22 protein-coding genes and 1 tRNA gene are annotated in these 25,184 nt (G+C 63.8%); 5 read left to right on the top strand and 18 right to left on the bottom strand.

Going from position 1 to position 25,184, the window contains the following annotated elements; genetic code table 11:
• Positions 1–74: 74 nt before the first annotated feature.
• The 7 genes from ACZ5AC_RS04555 to ACZ5AC_RS04585 form a co-directional block, all read right to left on the bottom strand.
• Positions 75–3,293, bottom strand: coding sequence for a molybdopterin-dependent oxidoreductase (locus tag ACZ5AC_RS04555; RefSeq protein ID WP_464249771.1), 3,219 nt, complete (start codon positions 3,291–3,293; stop codon positions 75–77).
• On the bottom strand, positions 3,286–4,551 hold the full coding sequence (gene nrfD, locus ACZ5AC_RS04560; RefSeq protein WP_464249772.1) for an NrfD/PsrC family molybdoenzyme membrane anchor subunit: 1,266 nt from the start codon (positions 4,549–4,551) through the stop codon (positions 3,286–3,288). The genes ACZ5AC_RS04555 and nrfD overlap by 8 nt, the downstream gene beginning before the upstream one ends.
• Positions 4,552–4,560: 9 nt before the next feature.
• Entirely contained in the window at positions 4,561–5,310 is a 750-nt protein-coding gene (locus ACZ5AC_RS04565; RefSeq protein ID WP_464249773.1) for a 4Fe-4S dicluster domain-containing protein, read from the bottom strand.
• Positions 5,311–5,693: 383 nt separating this feature from the next.
• Positions 5,694–6,398 carry a cytochrome c biogenesis CcdA family protein gene (locus ACZ5AC_RS04570; protein WP_464249774.1) on the bottom strand — a complete coding sequence of 235 codons (705 nt, stop codon included), beginning with the start codon at positions 6,396–6,398 and terminating at the stop codon, positions 5,694–5,696.
• A complete protein-coding gene (locus tag ACZ5AC_RS04575; RefSeq protein ID WP_464249775.1) occupies positions 6,398–6,784 on the bottom strand; it encodes a thioredoxin family protein in 387 nt (128 codons plus the stop codon). The genes ACZ5AC_RS04570 and ACZ5AC_RS04575 overlap by 1 nt, the downstream gene beginning before the upstream one ends.
• 128 nt (positions 6,785–6,912) lie before the next feature.
• Positions 6,913–7,149, bottom strand: a complete 237-nt coding sequence (locus tag ACZ5AC_RS04580; protein WP_464249776.1) for a thioredoxin family protein — start codon at positions 7,147–7,149, stop codon at positions 6,913–6,915.
• Positions 7,150–7,196: 47 nt separating this feature from the next.
• Positions 7,197–7,511, bottom strand: a complete 315-nt coding sequence (locus tag ACZ5AC_RS04585) for an ArsR/SmtB family transcription factor (protein WP_464249777.1) — start codon at positions 7,509–7,511, stop codon at positions 7,197–7,199.
• A gap of 168 nt (positions 7,512–7,679) precedes the next feature.
• On the opposite strand from ACZ5AC_RS04585, the gene ACZ5AC_RS04590 reads away from it, so the two are divergent.
• Together ACZ5AC_RS04590 and ACZ5AC_RS04595 are read left to right on the top strand one after the other, a co-directional pair.
• Positions 7,680–8,024, top strand: coding sequence for an ArsR/SmtB family transcription factor (locus ACZ5AC_RS04590; RefSeq protein WP_464249778.1), 345 nt, complete (start codon positions 7,680–7,682; stop codon positions 8,022–8,024).
• Positions 8,025–8,033: 9 nt separating this feature from the next.
• Positions 8,034–9,335: a permease gene (locus ACZ5AC_RS04595; protein WP_464249779.1), complete on the top strand. Its 1,302-nt coding sequence runs from the start codon at positions 8,034–8,036 to the stop codon at positions 9,333–9,335.
• 91 nt (positions 9,336–9,426) lie between these two features.
• Here ACZ5AC_RS04595 and ACZ5AC_RS04600 read toward each other — a convergent pair whose 3' ends face one another.
• Entirely contained in the window at positions 9,427–9,630 is a 204-nt protein-coding gene (locus ACZ5AC_RS04600) for a hypothetical protein (protein ID WP_464249780.1), read from the bottom strand.
• A gap of 74 nt (positions 9,631–9,704) precedes the next feature.
• Positions 9,705–11,825 carry a SpoIIE family protein phosphatase gene (locus ACZ5AC_RS04605; protein WP_464249781.1) on the bottom strand — a complete coding sequence of 707 codons (2,121 nt, stop codon included), beginning with the start codon at positions 11,823–11,825 and terminating at the stop codon, positions 9,705–9,707.
• A 187-nt stretch (positions 11,826–12,012) separates the two neighbouring features.
• On the opposite strand from ACZ5AC_RS04605, the gene ACZ5AC_RS04610 reads away from it, so the two are divergent.
• A complete protein-coding gene (locus tag ACZ5AC_RS04610; protein WP_464249782.1) occupies positions 12,013–12,930 on the top strand; it encodes a DUF362 domain-containing protein in 918 nt (305 codons plus the stop codon).
• A gap of 4 nt (positions 12,931–12,934) precedes the next feature.
• Complete coding sequence (locus ACZ5AC_RS04615; RefSeq protein ID WP_464249783.1) at positions 12,935–14,497, top strand: 4Fe-4S binding protein; 1,563 nt, start codon at positions 12,935–12,937, stop codon at positions 14,495–14,497.
• Positions 14,498–14,584: 87 nt separating this feature from the next.
• Here ACZ5AC_RS04615 and ACZ5AC_RS04620 read toward each other — a convergent pair whose 3' ends face one another.
• The 6 genes from ACZ5AC_RS04620 to ACZ5AC_RS04645 all read right to left on the bottom strand — a co-directional run bounded on the left by ACZ5AC_RS04620 (position 14,585) and on the right by ACZ5AC_RS04645 (position 22,567).
• Entirely contained in the window at positions 14,585–16,537 is a 1,953-nt protein-coding gene (locus ACZ5AC_RS04620; protein WP_464249784.1) for a methyl-accepting chemotaxis protein, read from the bottom strand.
• Between the two features lie 371 nt (positions 16,538–16,908).
• Entirely contained in the window at positions 16,909–17,685 is a 777-nt protein-coding gene (locus ACZ5AC_RS04625; RefSeq protein ID WP_464249785.1) for a dimethyl sulfoxide reductase anchor subunit family protein, read from the bottom strand.
• A gap of 11 nt (positions 17,686–17,696) precedes the next feature.
• On the bottom strand, positions 17,697–18,257 hold the full coding sequence (locus tag ACZ5AC_RS04630; protein ID WP_464249786.1) for a 4Fe-4S dicluster domain-containing protein: 561 nt from the start codon (positions 18,255–18,257) through the stop codon (positions 17,697–17,699).
• A 12-nt stretch (positions 18,258–18,269) separates the two neighbouring features.
• Positions 18,270–20,522: a molybdopterin-dependent oxidoreductase gene (locus ACZ5AC_RS04635; protein WP_464249787.1), complete on the bottom strand. Its 2,253-nt coding sequence runs from the start codon at positions 20,520–20,522 to the stop codon at positions 18,270–18,272.
• Between the two features lie 26 nt (positions 20,523–20,548).
• The gene (locus ACZ5AC_RS04640) at positions 20,549–21,121 is read right to left on the bottom strand and encodes a TorD/DmsD family molecular chaperone (RefSeq protein WP_464249788.1); all 573 of its coding nucleotides are present in this window, start codon (positions 21,119–21,121) and stop codon (positions 20,549–20,551) included.
• A 105-nt stretch (positions 21,122–21,226) separates the two neighbouring features.
• Positions 21,227–22,567 (bottom strand): LuxR C-terminal-related transcriptional regulator, encoded by a 1,341-nt coding sequence (locus ACZ5AC_RS04645; RefSeq protein WP_464249789.1) that lies wholly within the window; start codon positions 22,565–22,567, stop codon positions 21,227–21,229.
• A gap of 108 nt (positions 22,568–22,675) precedes the next feature.
• On the opposite strand from ACZ5AC_RS04645, the gene ACZ5AC_RS04650 reads away from it, so the two are divergent.
• Positions 22,676–23,068 (top strand): hypothetical protein, encoded by a 393-nt coding sequence (locus ACZ5AC_RS04650; RefSeq protein ID WP_464249790.1) that lies wholly within the window; start codon positions 22,676–22,678, stop codon positions 23,066–23,068.
• A gap of 243 nt (positions 23,069–23,311) precedes the next feature.
• On the opposite strand, the gene ACZ5AC_RS04655 is transcribed toward ACZ5AC_RS04650, so the two are convergent.
• From ACZ5AC_RS04655 to ACZ5AC_RS04665, 3 genes are all read right to left on the bottom strand, one after another.
• Complete coding sequence (locus ACZ5AC_RS04655) at positions 23,312–23,626, bottom strand: DUF4351 domain-containing protein (protein ID WP_464249791.1); 315 nt, start codon at positions 23,624–23,626, stop codon at positions 23,312–23,314.
• A gap of 517 nt (positions 23,627–24,143) precedes the next feature.
• Positions 24,144–24,219: transfer RNA gene (locus ACZ5AC_RS04660), tRNA-Ile, on the bottom strand.
• A gap of 37 nt (positions 24,220–24,256) precedes the next feature.
• Positions 24,257–25,165, bottom strand: a complete 909-nt coding sequence (locus ACZ5AC_RS04665) for an NAD(P)/FAD-dependent oxidoreductase (protein ID WP_464249792.1) — start codon at positions 25,163–25,165, stop codon at positions 24,257–24,259.
• Positions 25,166–25,184 lie beyond the last annotated feature (19 nt).

Below are 25,184 nucleotides of genomic sequence, written 5' to 3' on the forward strand. Positions count from 1 at the left end.
CTGATGAAGTAACCGTTATTCGTCGGAAAGAAAAAACGGGGGCCGTTCGTAACGGCCCCCCTTTTTTTCGAGGGTTATGCTTTCACCAGCTTGACCTGGCTCTGGTAGAAGACGGCGCTGCCGCCGACCACGTCACTTAAGGTCGTGTTGCCCAGAATGGGGTCCACGCGCATGGCTGCGTTGGCATGGAAGCCCTTGGAGCGCCGCGCGTCCATGGTAATGGGCCTGCCGTCGATCTCGAACGGCATGGAGCCCTGGGCCCAGTGTCCGTGCCCGAGGGAGAAGGCGACCACGCCGGGGCGGATGCCCTCCAGGGCCTTGACCTTGCCGGTCATGGGAATCTTGGTTCCGTTGCCCAGGTCCCAGACGCCTTCGGGATTGGTGGCGGAAACAATGCGCACCATGTCGCCGTTCTGGAGGCCCATGCGCCGGGCGTCACTGGTGGATATCTCGACGAAGTTCTCCGGATAGACGGCATTCAGCCAGTAGTTGCCGATGGTCCGGCTCTTGGTCTGGGTGATGAACTTGTAGGTGATGAGTGTCATGTCGAACCCGGCCGTCCGGTCGTCGATGAGGTTGCCCGCGCAGTCCGTGGGGCCGGGCATGAAGGCGGCATGCGGCTTGTAGGGCTTGCCGGTCATGGAGTGCTTGGTGGTGACCATGTTTTCGAAGTAGAGGCCGAGCATCTTGTTGTAGGCGTTGGCCAACTGCTCGTTCTTGTAGGCCTGGGCGTAGCCCTGGAAGCGGCCGCCTCTGTTCAGCACGTAGACCACGTGGGGCCAGAGCTCCTCGCCGACGATGGCCTTCCAGCGGTCCGCGTCGAAGACCGTCTTGGGCAGGTGCCGCCTGGACTCCACGAAGATGCGGATTTCCTCGGCGTCGGCCGCGGGCACTTTGTCCGAGCCGTCCTCCTTGTCTCCGAAGGCCACGTTGGCGACCATGCGCAGGTACATGTCCTCCTCGCGCTTCATGGGCTTGCCCGGACCGAAGACGTCATCCCCGTAACCAGGCACGCCCAGTTTCTCAGCGAAAGCCAGGATCATGGACTCCATGTTCATGGCCATCTCTTCTCCGAAGACCGTGACGCTTGGCGTGAGGGGCGCCACCACGGGCTGGCGGATGGGGAAGACCTTGGGCGCCACCGAGGGGTGCGCTCCGGGGAATTCCCAGCGTTCCAGGTAGGTGGTGTCGGGGAAGATGTAGTCCGCGTACAGGCTCGTTTCACCGATGACGATATCCGAGGCGATGAAGAGCGGCAGCTTCTTGGTGTCGCTCAGGATTTCGGCCAGGGTGTGCCCCGAGGGCAGGGAGTAGTTGGGCGCGCCCATGTATAGGAGCAGGGCCTTGATCTGGTAGGGGTACATGTCCCCGATGCTGGGGATGACCTCCTGGTAGATGTCCGTGGCGAAGGGGTACCAGGTGCGTTTGGCCGGGAAGCCCTCGAAGAGGGTGGTCTTGTCGTAGACCGCGCTGTGACGGATGATGTTCACGCCGAAGCCCTTGATGCCGCCCTTGTACTGCTTGGTCATGTCAAAGGGCTTGCCCGGACGGTCGCCTGTGTAGTTGTGCGTCGTCGCCTTGCACAGGCCCCCCTGCCAGCCCGTGTTGCCGATGAGGGCGTTGACCACGTACCAGGCACATACATTGTAGAACCCGCCCGTGTGCTGGGACACGCCGCGGTGCAGATCGGCCACGGCCTTCTTGCCGTGGCTGGTGAATTCCTTGGAGATCTCGATGATGTCATCGGTGGGCACGCCCGCAATGGCGCACCACTCCTCAATGGATTTAGTTTTGGACTCTTCGAGGATGATCTGCAGCACGCTCTTCACCCGCATGCCGTTCTCCAGCACCGTGTCGACGAACAGTTCGCCTTCCACGGGGTTGGCCTCGTCATTGGGGTCGAAGAACACGGGCTGGCCTTCAAACAGGGTCGCGAAGGCGTCGAACTCCCACTCACCTTCCTTCTTGGCCGGCCGGATCTCCTTCGCCAGCCCCAGCTCCGAGCCGCGCAGGTATTTGCCGGGTGTGCCGTCCTCGCCGATCTTGACCAGCCAGGCGGCCTGGCTCCAGGTCGGCTCGTTATCCTTCTTTGAAGCGCCCTTGTTGGCGTTGGCCAGGTAGCGGGCGTCATAGCGCTTGTTGTCGATGATCCACTGGATCATGGCCATGGCGATGGCCGGGACGCCGTTGACCGGTTCCACGGGCAGCCATTTCCAGGCCCGTGACGCGGTCTTGGAACAGCGCGGGTCGATGACCGCGATCTTCATGCGCCCGTCGACGGTTCCTTCCGTGACCTTCTGCACGCGCAGGGGGGGGCCGTAGTTGGCTTCGAAGGGGTTGGCGCCGACAAAGATGCAGAATTCGGCGTTGCCCGTGTCCGCTTGCCAGTAAAACTTGCTGCCGCCGGTGAACTTGCCCTCGTCGAACTGGTCGCTCATGGCCTTGCCCGAGAAGTACAGGGAGCCCTGGCAGACCGTGGTGTGGCCGTGGTAGTTCACGGAGCCGCAGGCCTTGCTGAAGAAATCCTTGATCATGTCGCCGCGGCCGTTCTTGATGCGGCCCCAGTTGAAGCAGAACTGGTTGTTCTTGGGCCCCAGGTCCGGATGGTCGGGATCGATGAGATGGTGCAGATTGTCTGCGTGTTTGGCCTTGAACTCATCGATGGTCATCTTCTTGCCGGCCACGAGCTTGGCGTCGTCGGCCAGGGCCGCGGCGACCTTCGGGTCGCGCAGGGTTACGATGTCCTTGAGGCCCTCCACCGGGCCCTCGCCGAAGAGGTCCCCGCCTTCGACGATCTCCTGAACGGCCTGGCCGAAGGGGACCGTCTTCCACTTGTTCTGGCCTCGCTTGCCCGTGCGCTTGAGGACCTGCACGATGCGGTAGGGATCGTACAGAGTCTGTATGCCGGCGTGGCCCTTGGGGCAGAGGGATCCTTCGATCAGGGCCGCCTCACCGATGGGAGTGTTCTCCGGAATCTGGGGCGTCATGTTGAAGGGGTTGTAGGGGTTGCCCTCGATTTTCTCGATCACGCCGTCGCGCAGCTTGACCTTGATGCCGCAGTTGGTGTTGCACTGCTGACAGCAGGAATAGAGCTGGTTCTCGGGTTTGTGGTGGGAGTACGCCGAACTGCCGAGAATGGTGGCGTCGGCTTCTTTCACCGTGCCCAGGAATGGGCCTATGGCTCCGCACGCGGCCACGGAACCTCCGATGAGGGCAGTGTATTTGAGGAAGTCTCTGCGATCCACCCCGCTGGCAGCCGGGGCGGGGGTTTTGTTGGTGGCCTTGCTAGGCATGGTCGGTACCTCCGTTCTCGGTGACGATGGGGAGAAAGCGCGTGCCCAGGAGCATGACCACCAGTCCGGTCGAGATGATCCAGAGACTGACCAGCCACTCGTTCAGGTTGGGCACGTAGTCGGTGCTCAGGCGCGGGTGGGCGAAGGCGGCTTCCAGACCTTCGAGCTTGTACACGGCCAGATCCGGGATGACGAAGTTGTAGCGCACGGCCGCGAAGGTGATGAAGATCAGGAAGCAGGCCAGGGCCACGGATTTCACGTCTTTGGCGCGGAATATGAGCAGGAGCAGCGGGACGAGGCTGCCGATCAGGAGGTGCACGATCCAGAACACCCACCAGTGCGGCCCCTTGACGATGAGGTCGAGGCTGGTGACCACGGCGATGGTGGCGGTCTGGTAGCCGACGAAGAACTGCATGCCTTCAAGGGCCAGAAAGACGATCAACAGGAAGAGGATGACCTTGCCCAGATCCAGGCAGATGCGGTCCTCGTAGCACAGGCCGTCGGGGTTCAGCGGATCCCTCTGCCGGAAGATGTAGGTCAGGAAGGCGATGAGCGCGCCGCCGGAGAGCAGGGCCGCGACCACGAAAAGGAGCGGGGTCAGGGCGCTGTTCCAGACCGGACGGCTGAGCAGGACCGCGAAGAACGCGCCGTTGGTGCCGTAGAAGATGAGGCCTACGGGCAGGCTGATCTTGGCCAGCAGGTGAACCTTGTGCATGTCCTTTTCACGGTCGGCGCTGGTGTATTCCGTCTTGCCGAAGGCCAGCAGTCCGTAAAGCCCGCGCAGGCCGCCCTTTTCAGGATTCTGTGACCAACGCACCAGATCGCCGCGGATCAGGAAGAAGGTTTTCAGGGCGTAGACGACGAGCATGGCCATGAAGAGCACGAACATCCAGGTCATAAGCGAGGTGAAGCTCGGAGTGAGGAAGAACTGGTACAGGGCACGGTGCCATTGGCCCAGGTCGAGCAGGATGAACTGCACCTCGCAGATGAGCGCCACCAAGACCACGAAGGCCGAGAGCGGGCCGATGTGTTCGAACTGTTTCATGCCCAGGACGTAGGTCATGATGGTCACCAGGAACGCTCCGGCGGACAGGCCCAGGAAGAGCAGGTAGAAGGCGACCCAAAGCCCCCAGGGGATGTAGGAGCCCAAGGCAGTGGGGTTCAGGCCGTGCTGGAGCCTGTCCACCATTCCGATGGCCCCGACGGCCAGTCCGGCCAGGGCCAGGATGAGCAGAGGTATGAAGTGCTTGTATTTCATGGGGCCTCCTTACTTCAGGTAGTACACGGCCGGCTCGGTGCTCAGCTCCGGCTTGAGGACAAAGACCCTCGGGTCGGCCACAAGCTCTGAAATGAGGCTGCCCGGGTCGTTGCGGTTGCCGAAAAAAGTGGCGCGTCCGATGCATGTGGTCACGCAGGCCGGAAGCATGCCTTCGGCCAGACGGTGCTTGCAGAAATGGCACTTGCGGGCGTTGCCGATGGGCGAGCTGCGCCCTCTCTCGGGCCACTCTTTGCCATACTCCTTGGCCGGCTGCCGCTCATAGCTGTCGGAGCAGGCGGCTCTGCCGACGATCTTGCCCGGTTCCTCGGGCGTTCCCTTGGTGTACCACTCGCCGAAATCCGAGGTTCTGGCCGCGTAGGGGCAGGCCACCAGACAGTAGCGGCAGCCGATGCAGCGCTCGTAGTCCATGACGGTCACGCCCTGGGCGTCCTTGTAGGTGGCCTGGACAGGGCAGACCTTGACGCAGGGCGGATTCTGGCACTGCAGGCAGGGCCGGGGCACGAACCGGCGGCGTACGTTGGGGTAGGTGCCGATCTCCTCTTCCGTCACCGGGCGGTAGACCACGCCGGGCGGAAGTTTGTTCTCGGCCACGCAGGCCACGGTGCAGGCATGGCAGCCCACGCATTTGGCCAGGTCGATGACCATGGCCCATTTGATGGACGCATGGTCGCCTGCCAGGGAGCGCGCGAGATCGCGCTGCATGCGCACCAGCAAGTCTTCCTTGGGCAAGATCCTCATCGTGTTCTCCTCCGTTGGGTTGCGCTGGGGAAGGGGATTTATGGTGTCGGCTTTTCAGCACCTCCGTGAAATACTGAAAAGGTTTTTGCCGTAGTCATGAACTCGCAACCTGGGTTGTGTAGGTATTCGCACAGTTGTGCGGACATCGTTGAAATGAGCGGACGGGCGTTGGATCGGGGGGAAGACTGGGCGTTGAGGCGGCGCGGCAGGTGCGCCGGGATATGTGGCGAGTGACTCCCAGGCCGGACATGCCCGGGGGGAGAGTGCAGGCGACAAGAAGAATCGGAAGCTGGCATCATGCTATTTCCATATCCGCATAGGCAGATATGTCAATGCGGAACTGTCCGCAGCGACCGCGGGCCTGGCTGCATATTTCCGCAGATTCAGGCGGCCAAAAAGGGGCGGACAATGAAATAGACGCCCATGAGCCCGATCAGGACCCCGGCCAGACGGCGGAAGGCCGTGCCGCCGCGCTGCCAGGATGCGTTGGCCATGAGGCGCCGGACCAAAGCGGTGGAACTGCCGGCGATGACGATGGGAATGCAATGCCCCAGGCCGAAGAGGACGATAAGCAGGATGCCTGTCATGACCTTTTCCTGGACTGTGATGACGGCCAGGATGGGGGCGATGAAGCCGAAGGTGCAGGAGCCCGACAGGATGCCGTAGGCCAGGCCGAGAACGAAGGCTCCGCCCATGCCGCGCAGCCTGAAGCGGCCCATGAGGCTGCCGCCCATGGAGCACTTGGCCACGCCGAGCATGTCCATGGCCACCCACAGGAGAATGAGCCCCACGACGATGGTCCAGTACGGGCCCACGTCGCCGAGCATACGGCCGAGCAGGGCGCAGATCGCGCCGATGGCCGCGATGGTCAGGAACAGCCCGGTGGTGAAGAGGCCGGCGTAGAGCGCGGCCTGGCGCCCCTCCACCAGCTTGTCCTGACCCGCCACGTAGCCGACGATGAGCGGGATGGAGGCCAGATGGCATGGGCTGAAGAGCACGCTGACCACGCCCCACAGGAAACAGCCCACGGCCGCCAGGCCCACGCCGGACCCCATCCATTCGTGGATGAGGATCAGGAACTGATCCATCATTGTACCCCGAGCTTGGTCAGAACCTTGATGATCTCTTCTTTGGAAAAGTAGCCTTCGTGGCGCATGACCTCCTTGCCGTCCTTGTCATAGAAGATCTGGGTCGGGATGGCGCGGATGCCGAACTTCTCGGCCTCCTTGGGGTTTTTCCAGACATCGATGAAAACGATGCCGGCCCGTCCTTCGTACTCTGCGGACAGGGACTCGATGACCGGGATCATCATCTTGCACGGGATGCAGGCTTTGGCGCCTATGTCCACCATGGTGACCATGCCCTTGAGGGGCACTTCCTGGGGATCGCCGGAGATGAGCGGGGACGGGGCGGCAACGGCATGGCCCGCGGAGGCAAGGAAGAGGACGGCGAGGAGAAGGCGAAGGATTTTCATGGGAACCCCGGTTATTCGATTGAGCGTAGAGGACTTCTGGAGTCGAAGCGCGATGCGGTCCTTTCTCGGTCCCTGGCGGTGCAGTATCCGGGGCCATGAGGCGCGGAGCGCATCGCTAGGGACGAGTGTCATGCCTTCAGCCAGGCCACCACATCGGCCTTCTTGGGCACCTTGCCCATGACCTTGACCGTGCCGTCAACGGCCACGGCCGGGGTGGTGAACACGCCGAACTTGGCGATCTCGGTGAAGTCGCTCACCTTTTCCAGGCTGGCTTCCACCCCGGATTCGGCGATGGCCGCCTCGATGATCTTGTAGGTTTCCGTGCACTTGGGGCAACCAGGGCCCATGACGTGAACTTTTTTCATGACAGCTCCATAGGGGTTGAATGATGATTTGGCGAAACGGCCAAGAATCAGCCCAGCCGGTCTCGGGCCGTGAGCACCGAATCCAGGCAGTGGAAGAAATTCAGCACGCAGGGCACCCGCAGACGGTAGTAGACCTGCTTGCCCCGCTTCTCGTCCTCGACGATGCCCGCGTCCTTCAGCAGCGCGAGATGCTTTGAGACCGTTGACAGGTCGCATCCTGCGAGGTCACGCAGATCGCAGACGCAGCGCTCACCCCGTGAGAGTTCCTCAATCATCATGAGGCGGGTCGGATGGGCCAGGGCTTTCATGACTTTGGCGCGGGCCTCGAATTCTTCCCGGGTCGGGCAAAGGTGCATGAGCATGGGATTCCTCATTTTTATGCTTGGCAATATTGCCAAGTGTTGTCGGCGTCAATTCTTTTCCAGCATGCGTCGGTCCATAAGTTCGTCTGTGCCGGAAGTCTTCACTGGCCACTTGACGAGATCGTACAGTTTGCATATTTGGTCATTCGTGCAAATGAAGGAGGGTGAATGAAAGTTGACGACAAAAAATTTTTCGAGGCCAAGGCCAACGTGCTCAAGGCCCTGGCTCATCCGACCCGTCTGTGGATGGTCGAGGAACTGGAATCGGGCGAGAAGTGCGTCTGCGAATTCGCCGAGGTTATCGACGCCGATTTCTCGACGGTGTCCAAGCACCTGAACGTGCTCAAGCAGGCCGGGATCGTGCAGGACGAGAAGCGGGGCAAGCAGGTCTACTACAGCCTCAAGGTCCCGTGCGTTTTGAATTTCATCCATTGCGTGGAGGCGGTGCTGTCGACGCGCGCTCTGGAACATCTTTCAATGACCGGCTTCTCGGACCGGCCGCAAATCAAATAGGGGTTTGTCATGAACTGGAAAGAAGAGTGGAAGCCGCTGGCCATTATCGTGGTCGTATTTCTGGCCTGTTTTTATTTGCCAGTGGGCACGCAGCGCTTTGACAACGCCATCCTCGAAGCGTTTCACCTCGTCAAATGGTACGCCCAGGAGCACGTGCTTCTGTGTCTGATACCGGCTTTCTTCATTGCCGGAGCCATTTCGGTCTTCGTCAGTCAAGCTTCGGTCATGAAATATCTGGGGGCTAAGGCAAACAAGGTTCTGGCTTACGGAGTGGCGGCGGTCTCGGGCACCATTCTGGCAGTATGCTCCTGCACGGTGCTGCCGCTTTTCGCCGGCATCTATCGCATGGGCGCGGGTCTTGGCCCGGCTTGCGCGTTTCTCTATTCCGGCCCGGCCATCAACGTGCTGGCCATCGTCATGACCGCGCGCGTTCTCGGGCCTGAAATGGGCATCGCCCGCGCCGTGGGGGCCATCCTCTTCAGCGTGCTCATCGGCCTCTTGATGCACTTTTTCTTCCGCAGGGAAGAGGCCGAGCGGCAGGTCATGCAGATGGCCATGTTGGACGAGGACGTGAAGCGCCCCCTGTGGCAGAACGCTCTGTATTTCGCCTCCATGGTCGCCATCCTGGTTTTCGCCAACTGGGGTGCGCCGCAGACCGATTCCGGAGTCTGGGCCGCCATTTTTGGAGCCAAGTGGATACTGACTTCGGCCTTTTCCGTGGCTCTGGGCGCCATGCTCGTGGCCTGGTTCAGCGTACGGCCCTGGAAAGTCGGCGTCGCGTCCGTCCCCGTAGTTCTGCTCGCGCTCGCTTTTCCGCAGCAGCCCCTGTTGGCCTTCACGGCCGGCGTCGTCGGCCTGTCAGCCTTCACCAGCACCGACGAGGGCGAGGTCGGGGATTGGTTCTCGTCGTCCTGGGGGTTCGCCAAGCAGATTCTGCCGCTGCTGCTCTTCGGCGTGCTCATCGCGGGCGCGCTGCTGGGCCGGGTGGGCTACGAGGGACTCATCCCCTCGGAGTGGGTGGCCAAAGCCGTGGGCGGCAACTCCATTCGGGCCAACTTCTTCGCCTCCTTCGCCGGGGCCTTTATGTACTTCGCCACCCTGACCGAGGTGCCCATCCTGCAGGGGCTCATCGGGGCGGGCATGGGCAAGGGCCCGGCCCTGGCCCTGCTCCTGGCCGGTCCGGCCCTGAGCCTGCCGAGCATGCTGGTCATCAACAGCATCATGGGCGCAAAGAAGACCGTAGCATTCGTCAGTCTGGTCATCGTCATGGCCACGTTCTCGGGGTTTATGTACGGGGCTGTCTGGGGCTGAGCATCTAACTTCTGGCAATGGAGAATGGCAACGGGGAGGGCAGCCGCTCGGCTTCCTCCCCGTTGCTGCGTGGTTCGGTCGGGAATGCGCCCTAGATCTTGAACCGGCTGACCATGCCGTCGAGATTGCCGGCCAGGCCGGCCAGGGGCTCGGTCTTGCCCCTGATCTCCTCGGTGGCCTGGCGGAGTGGCGCCACGTCCTTGATGATGCTGTGGACCCGGCCGACGAACTGGTTGGCCCATTCGGCCAGTTCCTGGGTTTCCGTGCCCGAGCGGTCCTCGATCCACTTGGTCAATCAGGGACGCTCCAGGCGAATATGACCGCATTGACCTTGGCGGTGATGAGTCGTCGACATGCCGCACCGTGCGTTCATGGAAGGGCGCATGTTGCCGGCGGGATTTTCACCACGGCGACGGTCATGTCGTCCGTTTTCTTGGCGGCGCCCCGGAATTCGTTCAGGGCGGCGACCATGGCGCGGACCATGGCGGCCGCATCGGCGTTCCGATTGGCCCTTATGACGTCCTTGAAGCGTTCCTTGCCGAACATGAGGCCTTCCGGGGAGGTCGTCTCCCATATCCCGTCCGTGCCGATGACGATGATCCGGCCGGGCGGCAGGCGCGGGTGCTCGCGCAGCTCGAAGGCCGCGTCGCGGATGACGCCCAGGGGGAGCCCGCCGCCGGCAAGCTCCTCGAACCTGTCGCCTGCAGGGTCGTACAGCAGCGCAGGGTCATGCCCGGCCCTGACCCACCGGACGGCGCCGTGGCCCGTCAATTCCAGGAGAAACAGTGTCATGAAGCGGCCAGTCTGGTGCATGTCGTCGGAGATGAGCTCGTTGACCCGCCGCACGACGACGTCCAGCCGCTCGTCCGAGGCCGCGTGGCTGCGGATGTACGCCCTGGCCGAGGCCATCATCAGGGCCGAGGGGATGCCGTGGTCGCTGACGTCGCCGACCGCGACGACGAGGCTTTCGCCGTCGCCGGTCCGGCGCGGGATGAAATCGAAGTAGTCGCCGCCGGTTTCGAAGCAGTACTCGCTCAGGGCGGCGATGTCGTGCCCGTGGAAATGCGGGCTTTCGGCGGGCAAGAGGCTCTGCTGGACCTGTTGCGCCACTTCGAGGGCGTTCTTGATGGCCATGCGTTCCTTGAGTTCAGGCACCATGCCGTTGAATGCCCGGCCCAGGCGTTCGATTTCGTCGTTGCCGCGCACCTCGGCCCGCGCCGTGAAGTCGCCCCCGGCGACCCTGCCGACGGCGTTCGCCAGCGACGAGATTTTCCGCGTGAACAGTTTCGACAGGAAAAAGGCCAGGTACATGACGACCAGCCCCACCGCCAGGACGGTGAGGCCCATTCTCCTGTCGTGATTGCCGATCTGGCCGAGGATGAACGCCTTGGCCGTCTGCGCCTGGGCCACGACGTCGGCCTTGGGGACCAGGATGACGAGGGACGTCCCCCCGGGCTCCACGGGGGCGTAGGCCCACAGCGTGTCGCGTCCGGCGTGCGGCATGTCCGTCACTCCGGAGCTGGCGCCGCGCAGGGTGTCCATCATCATGGCGTACCGCTCGGCATCGCCGGATGCGAGCCAGGTGTCACTCTCGGGCGTCCGCCAGTGATCGCGCATGGACTCTTGGTCCTGTTCCTGGGCGATGACCTTGAGCCGGCCGCCGAGGGCCGCCGGTCCGTCCTCGGGGATGACGACCAGCGAGACGGCGTTGTCGGAATAGATGTCGAGGTGCATGCTCTTGTGGAGCAGGGCGCTGATGGGGACCACGATGGTGACCTCCCCCCGGATCTTCCCCGCGGGATCCTTGATGGGGGCCGTGACGTTGAAGACGAGCAGACGGGTTCGCGCATCCGTCCGCGGGCGCGACCAGACGACCCTGTCGGGAAGTCGCGACGGCGCAGCCTCGTAAAGGGGCTCCCGCATGTAACGGTCCGATGTGGATTTGGGGTAGGTTATTCCCATGCGGTCGGCCAGGGTCATGTCGACCCAGAGCACGAGCTCGGGGTAGCGAAACTTCATCCGCTTCATGAGGGGCAGGAGCATGTCGCGAACGGCCGCTTCGTCGAGAGCGGGCGGCGCAGTCGATCCCGGCCGGGTTTCCAGAGCGTCAAAGTCGACATCGAGATTCTGGCGGCCGTGCATGTGCAGGAAGTAGTAGGCTTCGCCGGCGGTCCGCATCTCGTCCGCGGTCGCCGTAAACTCCTGGTCCGTGGCGGAGTGTTCGTGCCCGTAGATGATGCCTTCGACCTTGGACGCCATGAAGAGCGCACTGGATTCGAGAAGCTGTTTTTCGCGCCTCAGGATGCGCGCGTGGTCCTCGACGATGCGCTGCAGGCCGCTGTGGGCCTTGCGGATCAGAACCGCGGCGCTGCGCGCGGCCAGTTCCTCACCCAGCCGGGCCAGGTCCCTCTTGATCCCGACCCCAACGGCCAGGAGGGGGATCAGGGAAATCAGCAGCAACAGAATGAGGAGCTTGTGGCGAATGCCCATGGAGCCTCCGGGATGACGGCCTGAGATGCTGCTTCATTCCATGAACCAGGGAATGGCGTAAAGCGGAAAGAGCGGCACCGGGCGTAAGGTCGACCGGTCCTCTGGCGTGTCGGGCGATTCCGTCGTACACGTCAGGAAAAGGAAGGACATCCCTGGCCGTGAACCCCAACCCCTCGCGAGGTTTTCCATGGATCGCCGCCGCTTTCTCAAGACCGCCATAGGTGGGGTCATCGTAGCCGGATCGACGCTGACGCCCGGACATCGCCGACTCCTGGCCGCGACAGCGCGACAGGCCCCTTTGTACGACCTCGTCGCAGTGCGGGGAGGGGAGCCCGATGCAATGTTCGACCGGGCCATGGCCTCCCTCGGAGGCATGGGAGTCTTCGTGCCCAAGGGCGCCAGGGTGCTGGTCAAGCCGAACATCGGCTGGGACGTGTCGCCGGACCGGGGCGGCAACACGAACCCGAGGCTCGTGGGACGCATCGTCGAGCACTGCCTGCAGGCCGGGGCGCGGGAGGTGTCGGTCTTCGACCACACCTGCGACGCCTGGGCCCGCTGCTACCGCAACAGCGGCATCGAGCGGGCCGTCGCGGACGCCGGCGGCCGGATCGTTTCCGGCGACAGCGAAGGATACTACCAGCGCGTGACCGTGCCGGGCGGCCGGCGGCTGGCCGAGGCCATGGTGCACGAACTCCTGCTGGAGGCGGACGTGTTCATCAACGTTCCGGTCCTCAAGCACCACAGTTCCACCATGCTGACCATCGGCATGAAGAACCTCATGGGCGTGGTCTGGGATCGCGGCTACTGGCATCGCAACGACCTGCACCAGTGCATCGCCGATTTCCTGAACCTGCGCCGGCCGGACCTGACCGTCGTCGACGCCTGGAACGTGATGCGGCAGAACGGCCCGCGCGGCGTGTCCGCCGCCGACGTCGAGAACATGAAGGCCCTCGTCGTCTCCACGGACCCGGTGGCGGCCGACACGGCGGCGGCCATGCTCTTCGGGACCCCGCCGGCCGATATCGGTCACATCAGGCTGGCGGCGGAGATGAGGCTCGGGAGCATGGATCTGGGTTCCCTGGCCATCAACCGCATCGTGATGTGAGCCCATGCGATTCCGGCGTCTGAAGGCCGCCCGCGTGGCCGTTTCGGCGATCTTTCTCGCCCTGACCGCCCTGGTCTTCCTCGATCCGGGGAATTCGCTGCCCCCGGCGTTCTCACGTGGCGTCCTGTTCCTGCAGTTCGTCCCCTCGCTGCTGAGCTTCTCACACGGGCCGGCCCCGGGCGCGGCGGGGTGGCTTGCCGTCGCTGTTCTGACCGTCCTGGCGGGCCGTGTCTACTGCTCCACGATCTGTCCGCTCGGCACCCTGCAGGACGCGGTCGGCTTCGCGGCCCGCAAGCTGCGGCGGAAGGCCGGTTACCGTTTCACCAAACCGGAAAGGACGCTGCGCTACATCCTGCTGGCCTGCACGGCGCTGCCGCTGGCAGTCGGCATCGGTCTGCCGCTCGACGTGCTGGACCCCTTCAGCGGCTTCGGCCGGATCATGGCCCACCTGGTCCGCCCCGTCGTCATCCTGGCCACCAATCTGGCTGCGGCCGGGCTGGAACAGTTCGGCCTGTACACCCTCGCCCGCGCGGGGTGGGGCGCGGTTTCGCCCCTGTCCGCGGGCCTCGCCCTGGCGCTGCTGGGACTCGTGGTCTGGCTCGCGGCCACGCGCGGGCGGAGGTACTGCAACACCGTCTGCCCCGTGGGGGCCGTCCTGGGCCTCGTGGCCAGGGTGTCGGCGCTGCGCGTGGGACTCGACGCGGCCGCCTGCCGGGAATGCGGGCGGTGCGAGACGGCCTGCAAGGGCGGCTGCTTGGACCTGCGGTCCTTGACCGTCGATGCGAGCCGCTGCGTGGCATGCTGCAACTGCCTGGCCGCCTGTCCCCACGGTGCGGCCCGCATCGAATATGCATGGAGGAGCAAAATTGTCGCCGGGCCGGATCAGGGGAGGAGGGATTTTCTCGTGCGCATGTCCCTGCTTGGGCTTGCCGGCCCGGAAGGACTCAACGCGACCGCCCTCCAGGCCCGGCCCACGACCGTTCCCGAAGGCATCAGCGGGGCGGTCTCGCCGCCGGGTTCCGTCGACGTCGGACGATTCACGTCCCTCTGCACGGCCTGCCACCTTTGCGTCAGCGTCTGCCCGTCGCGGGTGCTCACGCCGTCCCTGCTGGAGTACGGTCCCGAGGGGATCATGCAACCCCGGCTGAACAACAGGGCCGGTTTCTGCAACTACGAGTGCACGCTCTGTTCACAGGTCTGTCCGACGGGGGCCATCCTGCCGCTGACCCCGGAAGACAAGAAGCTCACTCAGATCGGCGTGGCCAGGTTCATCAGGGAAAACTGCGTCGTGGTAACGGACAACACCAGCTGCGGGGCATGTTCCGAGCACTGCCCGACCAAGGCCGTTCGCATGGTGCCGTACCCGAACCTCGCTAACAAACCCCTCGTCGTCCCCGAAGTCATCCCGGACTACTGTGTGGGCTGCGGCGCTTGCGAGCACGCCTGCCCGACGAAGCCTTTCAAGGCCATCTGCGTCGACGCCAACCCCGTCCACAGGCGGGCCAGGAAGCCAGATGAACGCAAGACGAAGTTCAAGACGAACGACAAAGCCGCCTTTCCCTTCTGAGACGTCCGGGCCGCTCCCGCCACGCAGAGCGGCGGGCGGGCATCCGGCTTCCCGCGCCCTTCCTTCGCGTCAAGCCTGCCGTGGCGTCTAGACCTTGAACTGGCTCACGAGCCCCTTGAGCTGTTCGGCCAGCCTGGACAGTTCCTCGGCGCTGGCCTGAACCTGGTCGCCGCCCCCGCGGATGTCACCCGTGATGGCGTCCACGGACGTGATGTCGCGCGTGATGTCCTTGGACACGGCGGACATCTCCGAGGAGCGCCTGTTGGCGTCCTGCACGTCCTGCGTGGCCTGCGATATGTTTTCGGCCACCTCGCGGGTCACGGCGGACTGCTCCTCGATGGCCGCGGAGATGGCCGTGACGATGGTGTTGACCTCGCCGATGACCTGCACGATCTGCCCGATGTCGCTCACTGCGCTGCCCGTGGCGGCCTGAATCCCGCCGATGCGTTCGCGGATGTCCTTGGTGGCTTCGGCCGTTTTCTGGGCCAGTTCCTTGATCTCGTTGGCCACCACGGCGAAGCCGCGGCCGGCATCGCCGGCCCTGGCCGCCTCGATGGTGGCGTTCAGGGCCAGGAGGTTGGTCTGGGAGGAGATGGCGGCGATGGTTTCCGTGACCTTGCCGATCTCCTGGGCCGCAGCCCCGAGGTCCCGCAGCACGCCCGCAAAGCTGTCCACCTGCTGCGCCGCGCTGTCCGTGGTGCCGCGGGCGCGTTCGGTGTTGCCGGCGATTTCGCCGATGGTCGAGGTCATTTCTTCCGTGGCCGCGGCGACGGAGGAGAGGTTGGCCGTGGTCTCCTCCATACCGGAGGCCACCGAGGCGATGTTGGCGCTCATCTCCTCGGCGGCCGTGGCCACCGTGGACGTCTTGGTCGACAGGGAGCGCACGTTCTGCGTGGTCTGGCCGCTCACGGCCGAAAGCTCCGTGGCCGAGGAGGCCACGGTCTGGGCGTTGCCCGCGATCTCGGAGATGATGCGCTGCAGCTTTTCGACGAAGGTGTTGAAGTATTGCGCCAGCTGCCCGATTTCATCCCGGGTCTCGACGGGCAGGCGCTTGGTCAGGTCGCCTTCGCCTTCGGAGATGTCCTTGAGCAGATGCACGCAGCTCCTGACCGGGAGCAGGACCATGCGGCTGATGATCAGGGCCATGCCGATGCCGATGGCGAAGAAGACCAGGGACGCCAGGGCGATCATCCAGCGCATCTGGTAGATCGCGGCCAGCACGTCGTCCTGCATGGCCCCCACGGCGATGGACCAGCCGGTCCCTTCGATGGGAGCGAAGCCGAAGAAGCGGTCCTTGCCCATGAACGGGTACTGGTCGAAACCGGACTCGCCCTTGACCATGCGCTGGAACATGGCCGACAGGGTCGCGTATTCGGGGTTGGTCTTGCCTTCTTCGAGGAAGTTCTTCTGGTCCAGGACGAACTGACGGTTGGCGTGGGCGATGAGCACGCCCTTGTCGTCGATGATGTAGGAGTAGCCGTTCTGGCCGTATTTGATGCCGTCGGTGATTTCGCTCAGCATGGTCGCGTCGAGCCTGGCGATGAGCACGGCGCGGGCTTTGCCGTCGTCACCCTTGATCGGGGTGGCCAGGACGATGACCGGCGAGTTGGTCACTTTGCTGATGATGACGCTGGAGAAGAGCGATTCGCCGGCCATGGCCTGCTTGAAATACGCCCTGTCGCCCAGGTTGGCGGTGGAACCGTCCGGGTAAATGGCCTGGCCGTCGGCGGAGACGACGCCCATGCCGAGGTATTTCAGCCGGGCCGTTTCATTTTCCAGGGCCGGCCGCTGCTGCTCCCAGTCCATGGACCTGACGACGTGTCGGTTGGCGATGCCCTGCATGACCGCGAGGTGATAGTCCAGGCGGCTGCGGACCAGATTGGCGCCGCTTTTGGCCGTCAGGGTGATGTTCTCCTCCACCTGCCCGCGGACTGCCTGCATGGCCCGGTTGTAGGCGATATACCCCAGGCCTGTACAGACTACCGCCAGCAGGGTCAGAATCCCGCCGATCAGTTTCACGCGAATGGGGATGTTCTTCATTGCCGCCTCCGGATGGTGGATGGTTCAGATGACCCTTTCATGCCGTTCAGTTCCCAGAACTCAGAGCTTTCGTCCTCGCGAGATCCCGACCCCGGGCGATCCCCCCTGGGCGTGCGACAGCGGCATAGGGGGGACTACTTAGACTGTATGACAAAGATACAGAAAATTACTGATGAGAGAAAGGGGGGGATGGCATGAAAACCGCGATTTATCCAAGTTTCCGGTCCGGACAGGCCGGATGCATGCCAAAGAGATGCATCGCGTAGCGCGGAGAATGCACCGAACTTGTGATTTCAATCTGCTGGATCAGTATGACAGGGACGTCCATAAGACCGGGGCGGGGCCGGCGTCGCCCCCCCGCCCCGGTCGGATCAGTATGGATTCCCGATGTTCATGGCCGTGTGGACCGTTTCGGCGAAGAAGGCCGCGCGGCCGGCCAGTTCGCCCAGCAGGGCCAGGATGGGGAGCCAGACAGGGATGGTCCGGTTCTTCCCGAGTACCCCAAGGCAGGCCGCCAAGACGGCGATGCTTGCCCAGTAGAGCGGTGAGCCGAGCCAGGCTAGGCCGCTTAGGCGCATGACCTCGCCCCCCGAGAGCCAGACGCAGGGCACGGCCAGGCGCACGACCAGGCCCGTCACCAGCGCCGTCGCACAGATGCGCGCCAGTAGCGCCTGACTGCCGGGGCCTGCGAACCAGCTGGCGAAGCCCGCGCCCAGGACCACGGCCGAAATCAGGAAGAAGACCGTGGGCAGGGCGTTGTTCAGGGCCGGAAACGCGGGCGGAGCGTACGTCATGCCGGACGCCAGGACCGTGGCCAGGCCGGCCGCGACCGCCCCCCAGAGCAGGGCGCCCCTGCCGCCGCCCGCGGCTGCCGCCCCGGCCGCCAGAGCCAGGAAGGCCCCCGCCGCGAGCACCTCGCGGCTGAGCCACGCCTTTTCCAGGTGCGCCAGGGCGCGGTATGCCTCCAGCGGGTGGCCGAGGTGGAAGAGGGACGCGGCGATGCCGAGTCCCATGAGGCCTGCGACGAGCATCCACTCGTTGCGGGCGCTCCCGGCGCCGTGGCCTGCGACGCCGCGCACGGCGCTCATGAGGACCATGCCGACGGCCGCCTGGGAGAGGACCGTGAACAGAACAAGTGGCAATTCCATGGATTGCATCGCTACCTCCTTACCAGGGTCGGCACTTTGGGCATGATGAAGCGGGTGGAAGGGTTCACCTTCTCGTTTCGGGGGAACCCGGCCGGGAATTGAATCTCGTTTCCGTGCTCCATGGTCGCCAGGTCCACGAGCTTCAGCGCGCCGGTGGGGCAGCTCTGCACGCAGGCCGGCAGGAGGCCTGCGTCGAGGCGTTCGTGGCAGAGGCTGCATTTTTCCGCGCGCTTCTCCACGGGGTTGTAGACGGGCGCGCCGTAGGGGCACGAGCGGATGCAGTTGCCGCAGCCGATGCACTTCTCCTGGTGATGGACCACGACCCCGTCCTCTTCGCGCTTGGTGTAGGCCTCGACGGGGCAGACGTTCAGGCAGGCCGGGTTTTCGCAATGGTTGCAGGCCAGGGAGAAGAAGGCCCTTTCCCGGTGCGGGTAGATGGGCTCACCCAGGGGATAGACCTGTCGCCAGACCACGCCCTCGACCTGATGGTAGTAATTCCGGCAGGCCATGGCGCAGGTGAAGCAGCCGATGCACTTCTCCGAATCAACCAGAAATGCGTAGTGTTTTTTCATCGCTATCGCTCCTTAGACCCGTTCGACATTGGCGAACTGTCCGTGAATGGCCACGCCGGGCGCGCCGGTCTTGTAGGCGCCCATGTCCGCGGCCTCGTCGTCCACGAGGTTCTGGACGTTGAAGTCGTTGCCGCGTCCGAACCAGGCCTCGTACATGACGAGGCTCTTCGGGGCGACGTTTCGGGTCAGTTTGACCTTGACGCGCACCTCGCCGACCTTGTTGAAGACGCGGACCGTGTCCAGGTCCTTGATGTTCTTGGCGCGCGCGTCGTCCGGGTGCATGTAGAGGAAGGGCTCCTTGTTGTATTCGTGCATCCAGTCGAGGTTGATGAACTGCGAATGCAGGCCGAACTTGGTGTGCGGGGTCAGCAACCGGAACTCGTCGTAGGGCTTGCGGCCTTCCTTGTACTTGGGGAGGGCTTCATGGCCGTGCTCGGCGCAGAGGTCCGAGCGGAACTCGTACTTGCCCGACGGGGTCCCGAACTTCATGTCGTGCCAGGAGGCGGTGGAGGCGAGCCGTGCCTTGACGGGGCCGTTCCTCAGGTCCGTCCAGTGCGTGATGCCGAAGAGGTCGTAGATGCCCTGGTTGAACTCCTTCTCCATCCACTCCCTGGTGTCGATGTCCTGCGGGAAGGTGCAGGAACCGGGGGCAAGCGCGTTCATCTTCTTTGAAAGCAGGGACGCGATCTCGATATTCGACTTCGTCTCGTACATGGGGGTGATGGCCTGCTCGTTGATGCCCAGCCAGTAATGCCAGTAGGACACGTTGACGGTCCATTCCTCGAAAAGGGTCGTCACCGGCAGGACGATGTCGGAGTTGGCCACGGTCTCGTTGAAGAACTGGTCCACGGTCACGACCAGCTCCAGCGTGTCGAAGGCCTTCTCGAGCTTGGGCCGGTCGAAGTCCTGGGCGAAGGGGTTCTTGCACGACACCCACAGCATCCTGATGGCCGGGTCCTTGGCGTCGAGGATGCCCTGGGCGGTCTTGTTGATGTTGAAGGTGCGGTCCGTGTAGCTGGCCGCCTCGCCCTTGGTGAAGTCGAACTCGCCCTTGGGGCCGCCCGCGCCGACGAAGCCCACGGAGCCCTCGGGCTGCTTCTGGAGGAGGGCGTGGTAGTTGAAGCCCCAGGTCCGCAGATGGCCGTAGCGCGCTCCGCCGCCTTCCTTGCCGACGTTGCCGGTCATGGCCACCAGGGCGTCGAGGGCCCGCACCGAGGCCCCGCCGTTGGTGTGGCGCTGCATGCCGTAGCCGATCCAGATGGTCGCCGGGTCCGCCGTGGCGAATTCCTCGGCCACCTCGCGGATCTGCTCGGCCGGGATACCGCTGACTCCCGCTGCCCATTCCACGGTCACGTTCTCGCGCAGGTAGGCGGCGAATTCCTCGAACCCGAGGGCGTTTTCAGTCACGAAGCCCTTGTCCACCAACCCCTTGTCGAGGATGTGCCGGGCCATGCCCAGGGCCAGGGCGCCGTCGCTGGACACCTCGGGCTGCCAGAAGACGTCGGCCTTGGCCGCGGTCTGGGTGAAGACGGGGTCGATGACCACGACCTTGGCGCCGCGCCGCTTGGCTTCCAGGATGTACTTCATGGAGTGCACCGAACACCAGGCGGGGTTGGCGCCCCAGACGATCACGTACCTGGCCTTGACCATATCCTCCGGGTCGTTGCACCACATGTCGCCCAGGTCGTAGTTCTGGGCGTCGATGCCCGCCGGCCAGCAGGGGGTACCCACGAAGCGGGTGGTGTAGCCCAGGGACGACATCATGCCTTCGACGCCGTAGTTGGTGATGCCGAAGTTGCCGGAATATTTGGTCAGGCCCAGGCCCAGAAGGCTCCCGTCCTTTTCCTTGATCTCGAGGATCTTCTTCGCGATGCGGTCCATGGCTTCGTCCCAGGATACGCGCCGCCAGTTGCCCGAACGGCGGCCGTCCTGGACCATGGGGTACTTGATGCGGTCGGGGCTATAGACGCGCCGGGGGTAGGCATAGCCTTTGACGCACAGTCCACCGGCCGTGAAGGTCGACTCCTGCGCCCCCTCGATGAACTGCACGACCCCGTCCTTGACGTACGTCTTGATGGAGCAGGTGTCGTAGCAGTTGCGGGGGCAGGCGTTGCGGAAGATCTGAAAATCCTTGGCGTTGAATGCCGTGGCAGCCTGGGCGGTGTACGGCATCAGCAGGCGCAGGGGCAGGAGCGAGGCCGCCCCGGCCATGGTCAGCCCCTTCAGGAACTGCCGCCTGCTCAATCCACTCGGTGTGTGTGACATGTCACTCCTCCTCGACCGCGCGGGCTTCAGCCCCGGCGCGGCGCTGCTGTTGAATTGCGTTCGCTTTCGAACCACGAGGACAGGGCGTCCGCGGCCAAGGCGATGACGCCGCCGCCGGTCGCGTGCTCCCTGACTGTCCGGACGAAGGGGGGGATCCAGTGCGCCAGATGCTCGCCGATGAACCATGCGTGCAGTTCCGCGGTCCCGGCGTCCGGCTCGCCTGCTTGCGCGGCGAGCATGGACTTCATGGCCAGCACGGCTTCGAGTTCGTAGGCCAGGTGGTCGTCGGGGATGACGCCCTCTCCGGGCACGGCCAGGCCGAGGCGGTGGTATGTCTGCCGCGCCTCCATGGTCGCCCGGCCCATGAGGGCGCGGTCGGTTTCGGACCAGGCCGAGGCGAAGGGCGGGGCCGGTACTGCGGCCGGTCCGACGAAGAGGCGGTTGAACTCGTACTCGGCCGCTGCCCAGTCCGTATCGGCAGGGATTGCGATCCCGGCGTGCCGGGCGATGCGGGCGGCCGCGTCCTTCAGGCCGTCCGCGTCGGATGCGGCGAAGAAGTCGCGCAGGGCTTCGATGATGGGAAATGCAAATGCGGACATGCTGACGTACCTTGGTTACAAGTAGAGGTACAGAGTACCCGTATCACAGGTACGTCAGCGATGCCATGTCCGACAGGCGGGATTCAGGGTAAATATTGGGTAGTTTCAACTACCCATCGACGCGTCCAGCCCCATGGTGTTGAGATGGGCATAGAGGCTGATGTTGCGGCCGTGCAGGCCGAGCTTGCGGCGGATGCTCTTGCGGTGGGTCTGGATGGTTTCCACGGAGAGGTTCAGGAGGTCGGCGATGTCCTTGTTGGAATGGCCGGACTGGATGAACTGGCAGACCTTCATCTCCATCTGCGTGAGCTTGAGGAGCAGGGGCATGCCGCCGGAGTCGCGGGGCAAAAGGCGCGTCAGCTGGTCCTTGACGACGGTGACGTAGCCCTTGCGGATGGCCGGGTCGTTCTCGGACTCGATACGCTCCAGGGCCGGCAGCACGAGGGTGTTGACCTTGGCGGCCAGGTTGCTGGCGTGCTCCTCGTGTTCCCGGCCGACGCTCTTGAGGACGTTGCGCAGGGTGATGTTCATCTCTTCGAGCTGCGCCTTTTCCCTGCGCAGGGCCTCGGTCTTTTCGTCGACGATGCGCTCCAGTTTCTCGCGCTGCAGGGCCTGGGTGGTCATGTTCGTCAGCACGAAGATGTACTGGTCGCTGGCCATGCTTACGGACTTCAGGGGGTTGACCTGCATCTTGTAGATGGCGTTCTCCCCGAAGGGCGCAAGCTCGCAGGTGATGCCGACGGGATAGTACCGGAGCAGTTCCTCGACGCTGTCGCCCTCCAGGGACAGGACTTCCCAGATGGGCCGATGCAGCACGCGCGCCTCGTCCATGACGGCCTTGACCGCGGCGTTGATGTTCACCACCTGTCCGGTGACGTCCACCACGAGGATGAGGTCCGAGGTGGCGTTCAGGATGTTTTCGAAGCGGCATTTCTCCAGGGTCAGGAGCCGGTTCATGTCGTCGAGCCTGCCGTCCGAGAAATCGGGGAAGGTGCGGATCCAGTCCTGCAGGTAGAGCACTTCGAGGGCGTCGCCGTAGAGCCGGATCAGCCTGCGCGCCTCCACCTTGCGGGCGTATTCGGCATCCATGGCTTCGATGACGTCGAGGAGGCTGTGGATGAAGGTCTTGAAGCACCCGAGGAACATGTCGAAGGTGATGCCGCGCGCCCGGTGGCGGCGGGACGATTCGATCAGGAAGCGTTCCCAGTCGCTGTCGCGGCGGAGCAGTTCCGGGAAATCCGATGGAATGCCGCCCGATTCGATGTCGGCGAGGATCGGGTGCAGGAATTCCTGCAGCGCGACCATGCAGTCTACGCGCTTGGCCGTGGTGTGCTGCAGATATCCTGCGGCCTCCATGCGGATGGTCCATCTTTCGAGGAAATAGTCCTGGTGTGACTCGATCAGCCGCAGCAGGCCCTCGTGGCCGTTCGTGACGGGCGTCTTCATGGCGTTCTTCTCCGGCAAGGCGTTCTACCCATTATCTACCCACCGGATTGTCTTATTTCTTTTTGGGCGTATCAGCAAGGCAGGTGAATCCGAGCTTCGGGAGGAAAAATGCGACGTATCTGCGTGCTCATAACTGTCTTGTGCCTCGGCGTGACCGGTCTCGCCGTCGCGGGCGGCAACCGGACCGCCGGGACGGAGGGCGGCCGACTCGTCCTGCAGGGGACGCGAAGCGTGGGCGCGGACATGACCGCGTCCTTCGACATGGGCGGCTACACCCCGCCGTCGGGGCAGTCCGTGGCCATCAACGTGGACATCCTCGAAAGCCCCGACGGCCCCAAGCCGAGAATCATACCCGGATACCCGGTGACCAGCCTGGTCTTCGAGACGCCCGGGAAATACGTACTGAACTTCAGGCTCAACCAGATCTGCAAGACCAGCTGCGGCGGAGTGGCGGCCAGGCCGCTGATGGAGAGGCAGGAGACCATCGAGATCGCCCCGTGACGCGGCAGGGGCATTTCCCGGTTCGCCTGGATCGGCCGGTGCGTTGGCGCCGACGTTCAAGACGGCCGCTGCTTCGGCGCCGGTGCCCGGGACGGAGACGTTCGGCGGAAGCATGGACGCCGGAGGGGCTGCCGCTCAGGCCATCAGGCGGCTGCGCCCGCGATTTTTTCAGGTTTCGTATTCGTGTCGTGTTCGCCGGGTTCTTGCTCCCGGTTGAAACGTGCTCGTTCCGACCGCGCCGGCTCAGTCTGGTGCGCAATCGGTGAAGATGTCGTCGATGGTGGCTGCGTCGAGGATGCGCTCAGCCCATGTGTCGAGTTCTTCCTGCGTGGCTGAGCGAAGCCGCTCCTGCAGTCGGATGTCGAGGATGGAGTCGCCGAACCGTTTGGCCAGGAGGCGTTGCAGCACACTCTGCCTGCCCTCCAGCCGTCCTTCCAGTTTCCCTTCCATGAGCCCTTTCTGGTGCAGTTTTTCAGCCAGCGTCATGACGGTGTCCCTCTTACTCGTCGAAAGTGTCCGGTGGGCAATATCCTGCACGACCTCTGCCTCGATGTCCATGGTCCCCGCCATGTAGCGATAGATGGTCGCCACCCACTGCAGGGCACAGGCGTCGTCGCCGAGGTCGTGCAGGAGGTGAAATATCTCCAGGACGCGCCGTACGCTCTTGGGGTCATTCTTGGCACGCAGGTCACAAGGGCACTTCGGACCTGACCCTACCGGCGCAGAGCCGAGAGGAAATTTTTACGGACAAGATGACCGCCCTGGCCCTGCGTCGGGCTTGGTTCAAGGGCAGGGATCTGTGTGTCTGCAAGCTCTGCTCGTCGGCATCGTGAAGTTTATAAGCTTTGTCGGCCGGCTTTGCCGCTCGAACTTTTGCGTCTGCAAGCACAAGATACCGCGTTCACGTTATCTTAAAGACCACCCTTGGCACGATACCCCACAATCGTACCCCAATAAAATTATCCACACGTTGCAGAGAAATGAATTGATCTGATGGGTAATGAAACTAACAATTCGTGATTATTGGTTGAATTGCACAAAAAAGCCCGCATTGCGCGGGCTGATTTTGTATGAATGGTGGGCCAACCAGGGGTCGAACCTGGGACCATCCGGTTATGAGCCGGGGGCTCTACCAACTGAGCTATTGGCCCGCCTGTGACGGTTTGGGCTTGTTATGTTTCCGGGGCCTTATTTGTCAAGGTTGGCGCGGCGGCTTTCCTTGACGTGGCTGATGGCCGCGCGTCCGGCCAGGGCGCCTTCGCCCACGGCCACGCTGATCTGCAGGAAGCGGCCCACGCAGTCGCCGGCGGCGAAGACCCCGGGGATGTTGGTGCGCTGCTCGCGGTCCGTGTCGATGAACTGCCCGTTGCGCAAGAGACCCAGGCTGTAGGCGAAGTCGTTGGACGAGGCCTGGCCCATGGCGATGAAGAGTCCCTGGGCGTCGATGTGCTCCCCGCTGTCCAGGACCACCTGCTCCAGGCCGCCGTTGCCGGCCAGGCTCGCGATCTTCTTCTGCAGCACCGGGATGCCGTTTTCGCGCAGGCGCAGGAGGAATTCCTCGCTCATTTCCGGGGCCTTTCCCTGGGTGCATACCTGCACGCTCGGCGTGTACTGCAGCAGTTCGAGGGCCTGGTTGGCCGCGAAATTGGCTTCGCCGACGACCATGACCGGCTTGCCGCGCATGAAGTAGCCGTCGCAGCTCACGCAGTAGGACACGCCCTTGCCCTCGTAGTCGCCGAGGTTGGCGATGCCCGGCCGGACCCTGGACACGCCTGTGGCCAGGATGAGGGCCGTGGCCTCGATCTCGCCTTCCTCGGTCTTGGCCACGAATTTCTGTTCCCCGTTCTGATGTACGGCCAGCACCCGATCGCAGCGCATTTCGACGCCGAACTTGGCGGCCTGGGCGCGGCCCCGTTCGATGAGTTCCTTGCCCGTGATGGTTTCGGTGAAGCCGAAGTAGTTGTCGATCTCATAGTCGCCCGCAACCTTTGGGGCGCAGCCGACGATCAGGGTGCGCATGCCGGCCCGGGCCGTGTAGATGGCTGCTGAAAGCCCTGCGGGACCCTGCCCGATGATGAGGATGTCGGTCTTTTCCATATGAAACGCTCCTGTCGTT

This window comes from Desulfomicrobium aestuarii, from assembly GCF_055385525.1.

Coding starts and splice junctions, on each gene's coding strand:
- ACZ5AC_RS04580 (WP_464249776.1), bottom strand. CDS start 7,149: ATGAAAAAAGTTCACGTCATGGGCCCTGGTTGCCCCAAGTGCACGGAA.
- ACZ5AC_RS04585 (WP_464249777.1), bottom strand. CDS start 7,511: ATGCTCATGCACCTTTGCCCGACCCGGGAAGAATTCGAGGCCCGCGCC.
- ACZ5AC_RS04625 (WP_464249785.1), bottom strand. CDS start 17,685: ATGGAATTGCCACTTGTTCTGTTCACGGTCCTCTCCCAGGCGGCCGTC.
- ACZ5AC_RS04655 (WP_464249791.1), bottom strand. CDS start 23,626: ATGGACATCGAGGCAGAGGTCGTGCAGGATATTGCCCACCGGACACTT.
- nrfD (WP_464249772.1), bottom strand. CDS start 4,551: ATGAAATACAAGCACTTCATACCTCTGCTCATCCTGGCCCTGGCCGGA.
- ACZ5AC_RS04565 (WP_464249773.1), bottom strand. CDS start 5,310: ATGAGGATCTTGCCCAAGGAAGACTTGCTGGTGCGCATGCAGCGCGAT.
- ACZ5AC_RS04645 (WP_464249789.1), bottom strand. CDS start 22,567: ATGAAGACGCCCGTCACGAACGGCCACGAGGGCCTGCTGCGGCTGATC.
- ACZ5AC_RS04650 (WP_464249790.1), top strand. CDS start 22,676: ATGCGACGTATCTGCGTGCTCATAACTGTCTTGTGCCTCGGCGTGACC.
- ACZ5AC_RS04610 (WP_464249782.1), top strand. CDS start 12,013: ATGGATCGCCGCCGCTTTCTCAAGACCGCCATAGGTGGGGTCATCGTA.
- ACZ5AC_RS04635 (WP_464249787.1), bottom strand. CDS start 20,522: ATGTCACACACACCGAGTGGATTGAGCAGGCGGCAGTTCCTGAAGGGG.
- ACZ5AC_RS04575 (WP_464249775.1), bottom strand. CDS start 6,784: ATGAAAATCCTTCGCCTTCTCCTCGCCGTCCTCTTCCTTGCCTCCGCG.
- ACZ5AC_RS04570 (WP_464249774.1), bottom strand. CDS start 6,398: ATGGATCAGTTCCTGATCCTCATCCACGAATGGATGGGGTCCGGCGTG.
- ACZ5AC_RS04605 (WP_464249781.1), bottom strand. CDS start 11,825: ATGGGCATTCGCCACAAGCTCCTCATTCTGTTGCTGCTGATTTCCCTG.
- ACZ5AC_RS04620 (WP_464249784.1), bottom strand. CDS start 16,537: ATGAAGAACATCCCCATTCGCGTGAAACTGATCGGCGGGATTCTGACC.
- ACZ5AC_RS04590 (WP_464249778.1), top strand. CDS start 7,680: ATGAAAGTTGACGACAAAAAATTTTTCGAGGCCAAGGCCAACGTGCTC.
- ACZ5AC_RS04630 (WP_464249786.1), bottom strand. CDS start 18,257: ATGAAAAAACACTACGCATTTCTGGTTGATTCGGAGAAGTGCATCGGC.
- ACZ5AC_RS04595 (WP_464249779.1), top strand. CDS start 8,034: ATGAACTGGAAAGAAGAGTGGAAGCCGCTGGCCATTATCGTGGTCGTA.
- ACZ5AC_RS04615 (WP_464249783.1), top strand. CDS start 12,935: ATGCGATTCCGGCGTCTGAAGGCCGCCCGCGTGGCCGTTTCGGCGATC.
- ACZ5AC_RS04640 (WP_464249788.1), bottom strand. CDS start 21,121: ATGTCCGCATTTGCATTTCCCATCATCGAAGCCCTGCGCGACTTCTTC.
- ACZ5AC_RS04555 (WP_464249771.1), bottom strand. CDS start 3,293: ATGCCTAGCAAGGCCACCAACAAAACCCCCGCCCCGGCTGCCAGCGGG.
- ACZ5AC_RS04665 (WP_464249792.1), bottom strand. CDS start 25,165: ATGGAAAAGACCGACATCCTCATCATCGGGCAGGGTCCCGCAGGGCTT.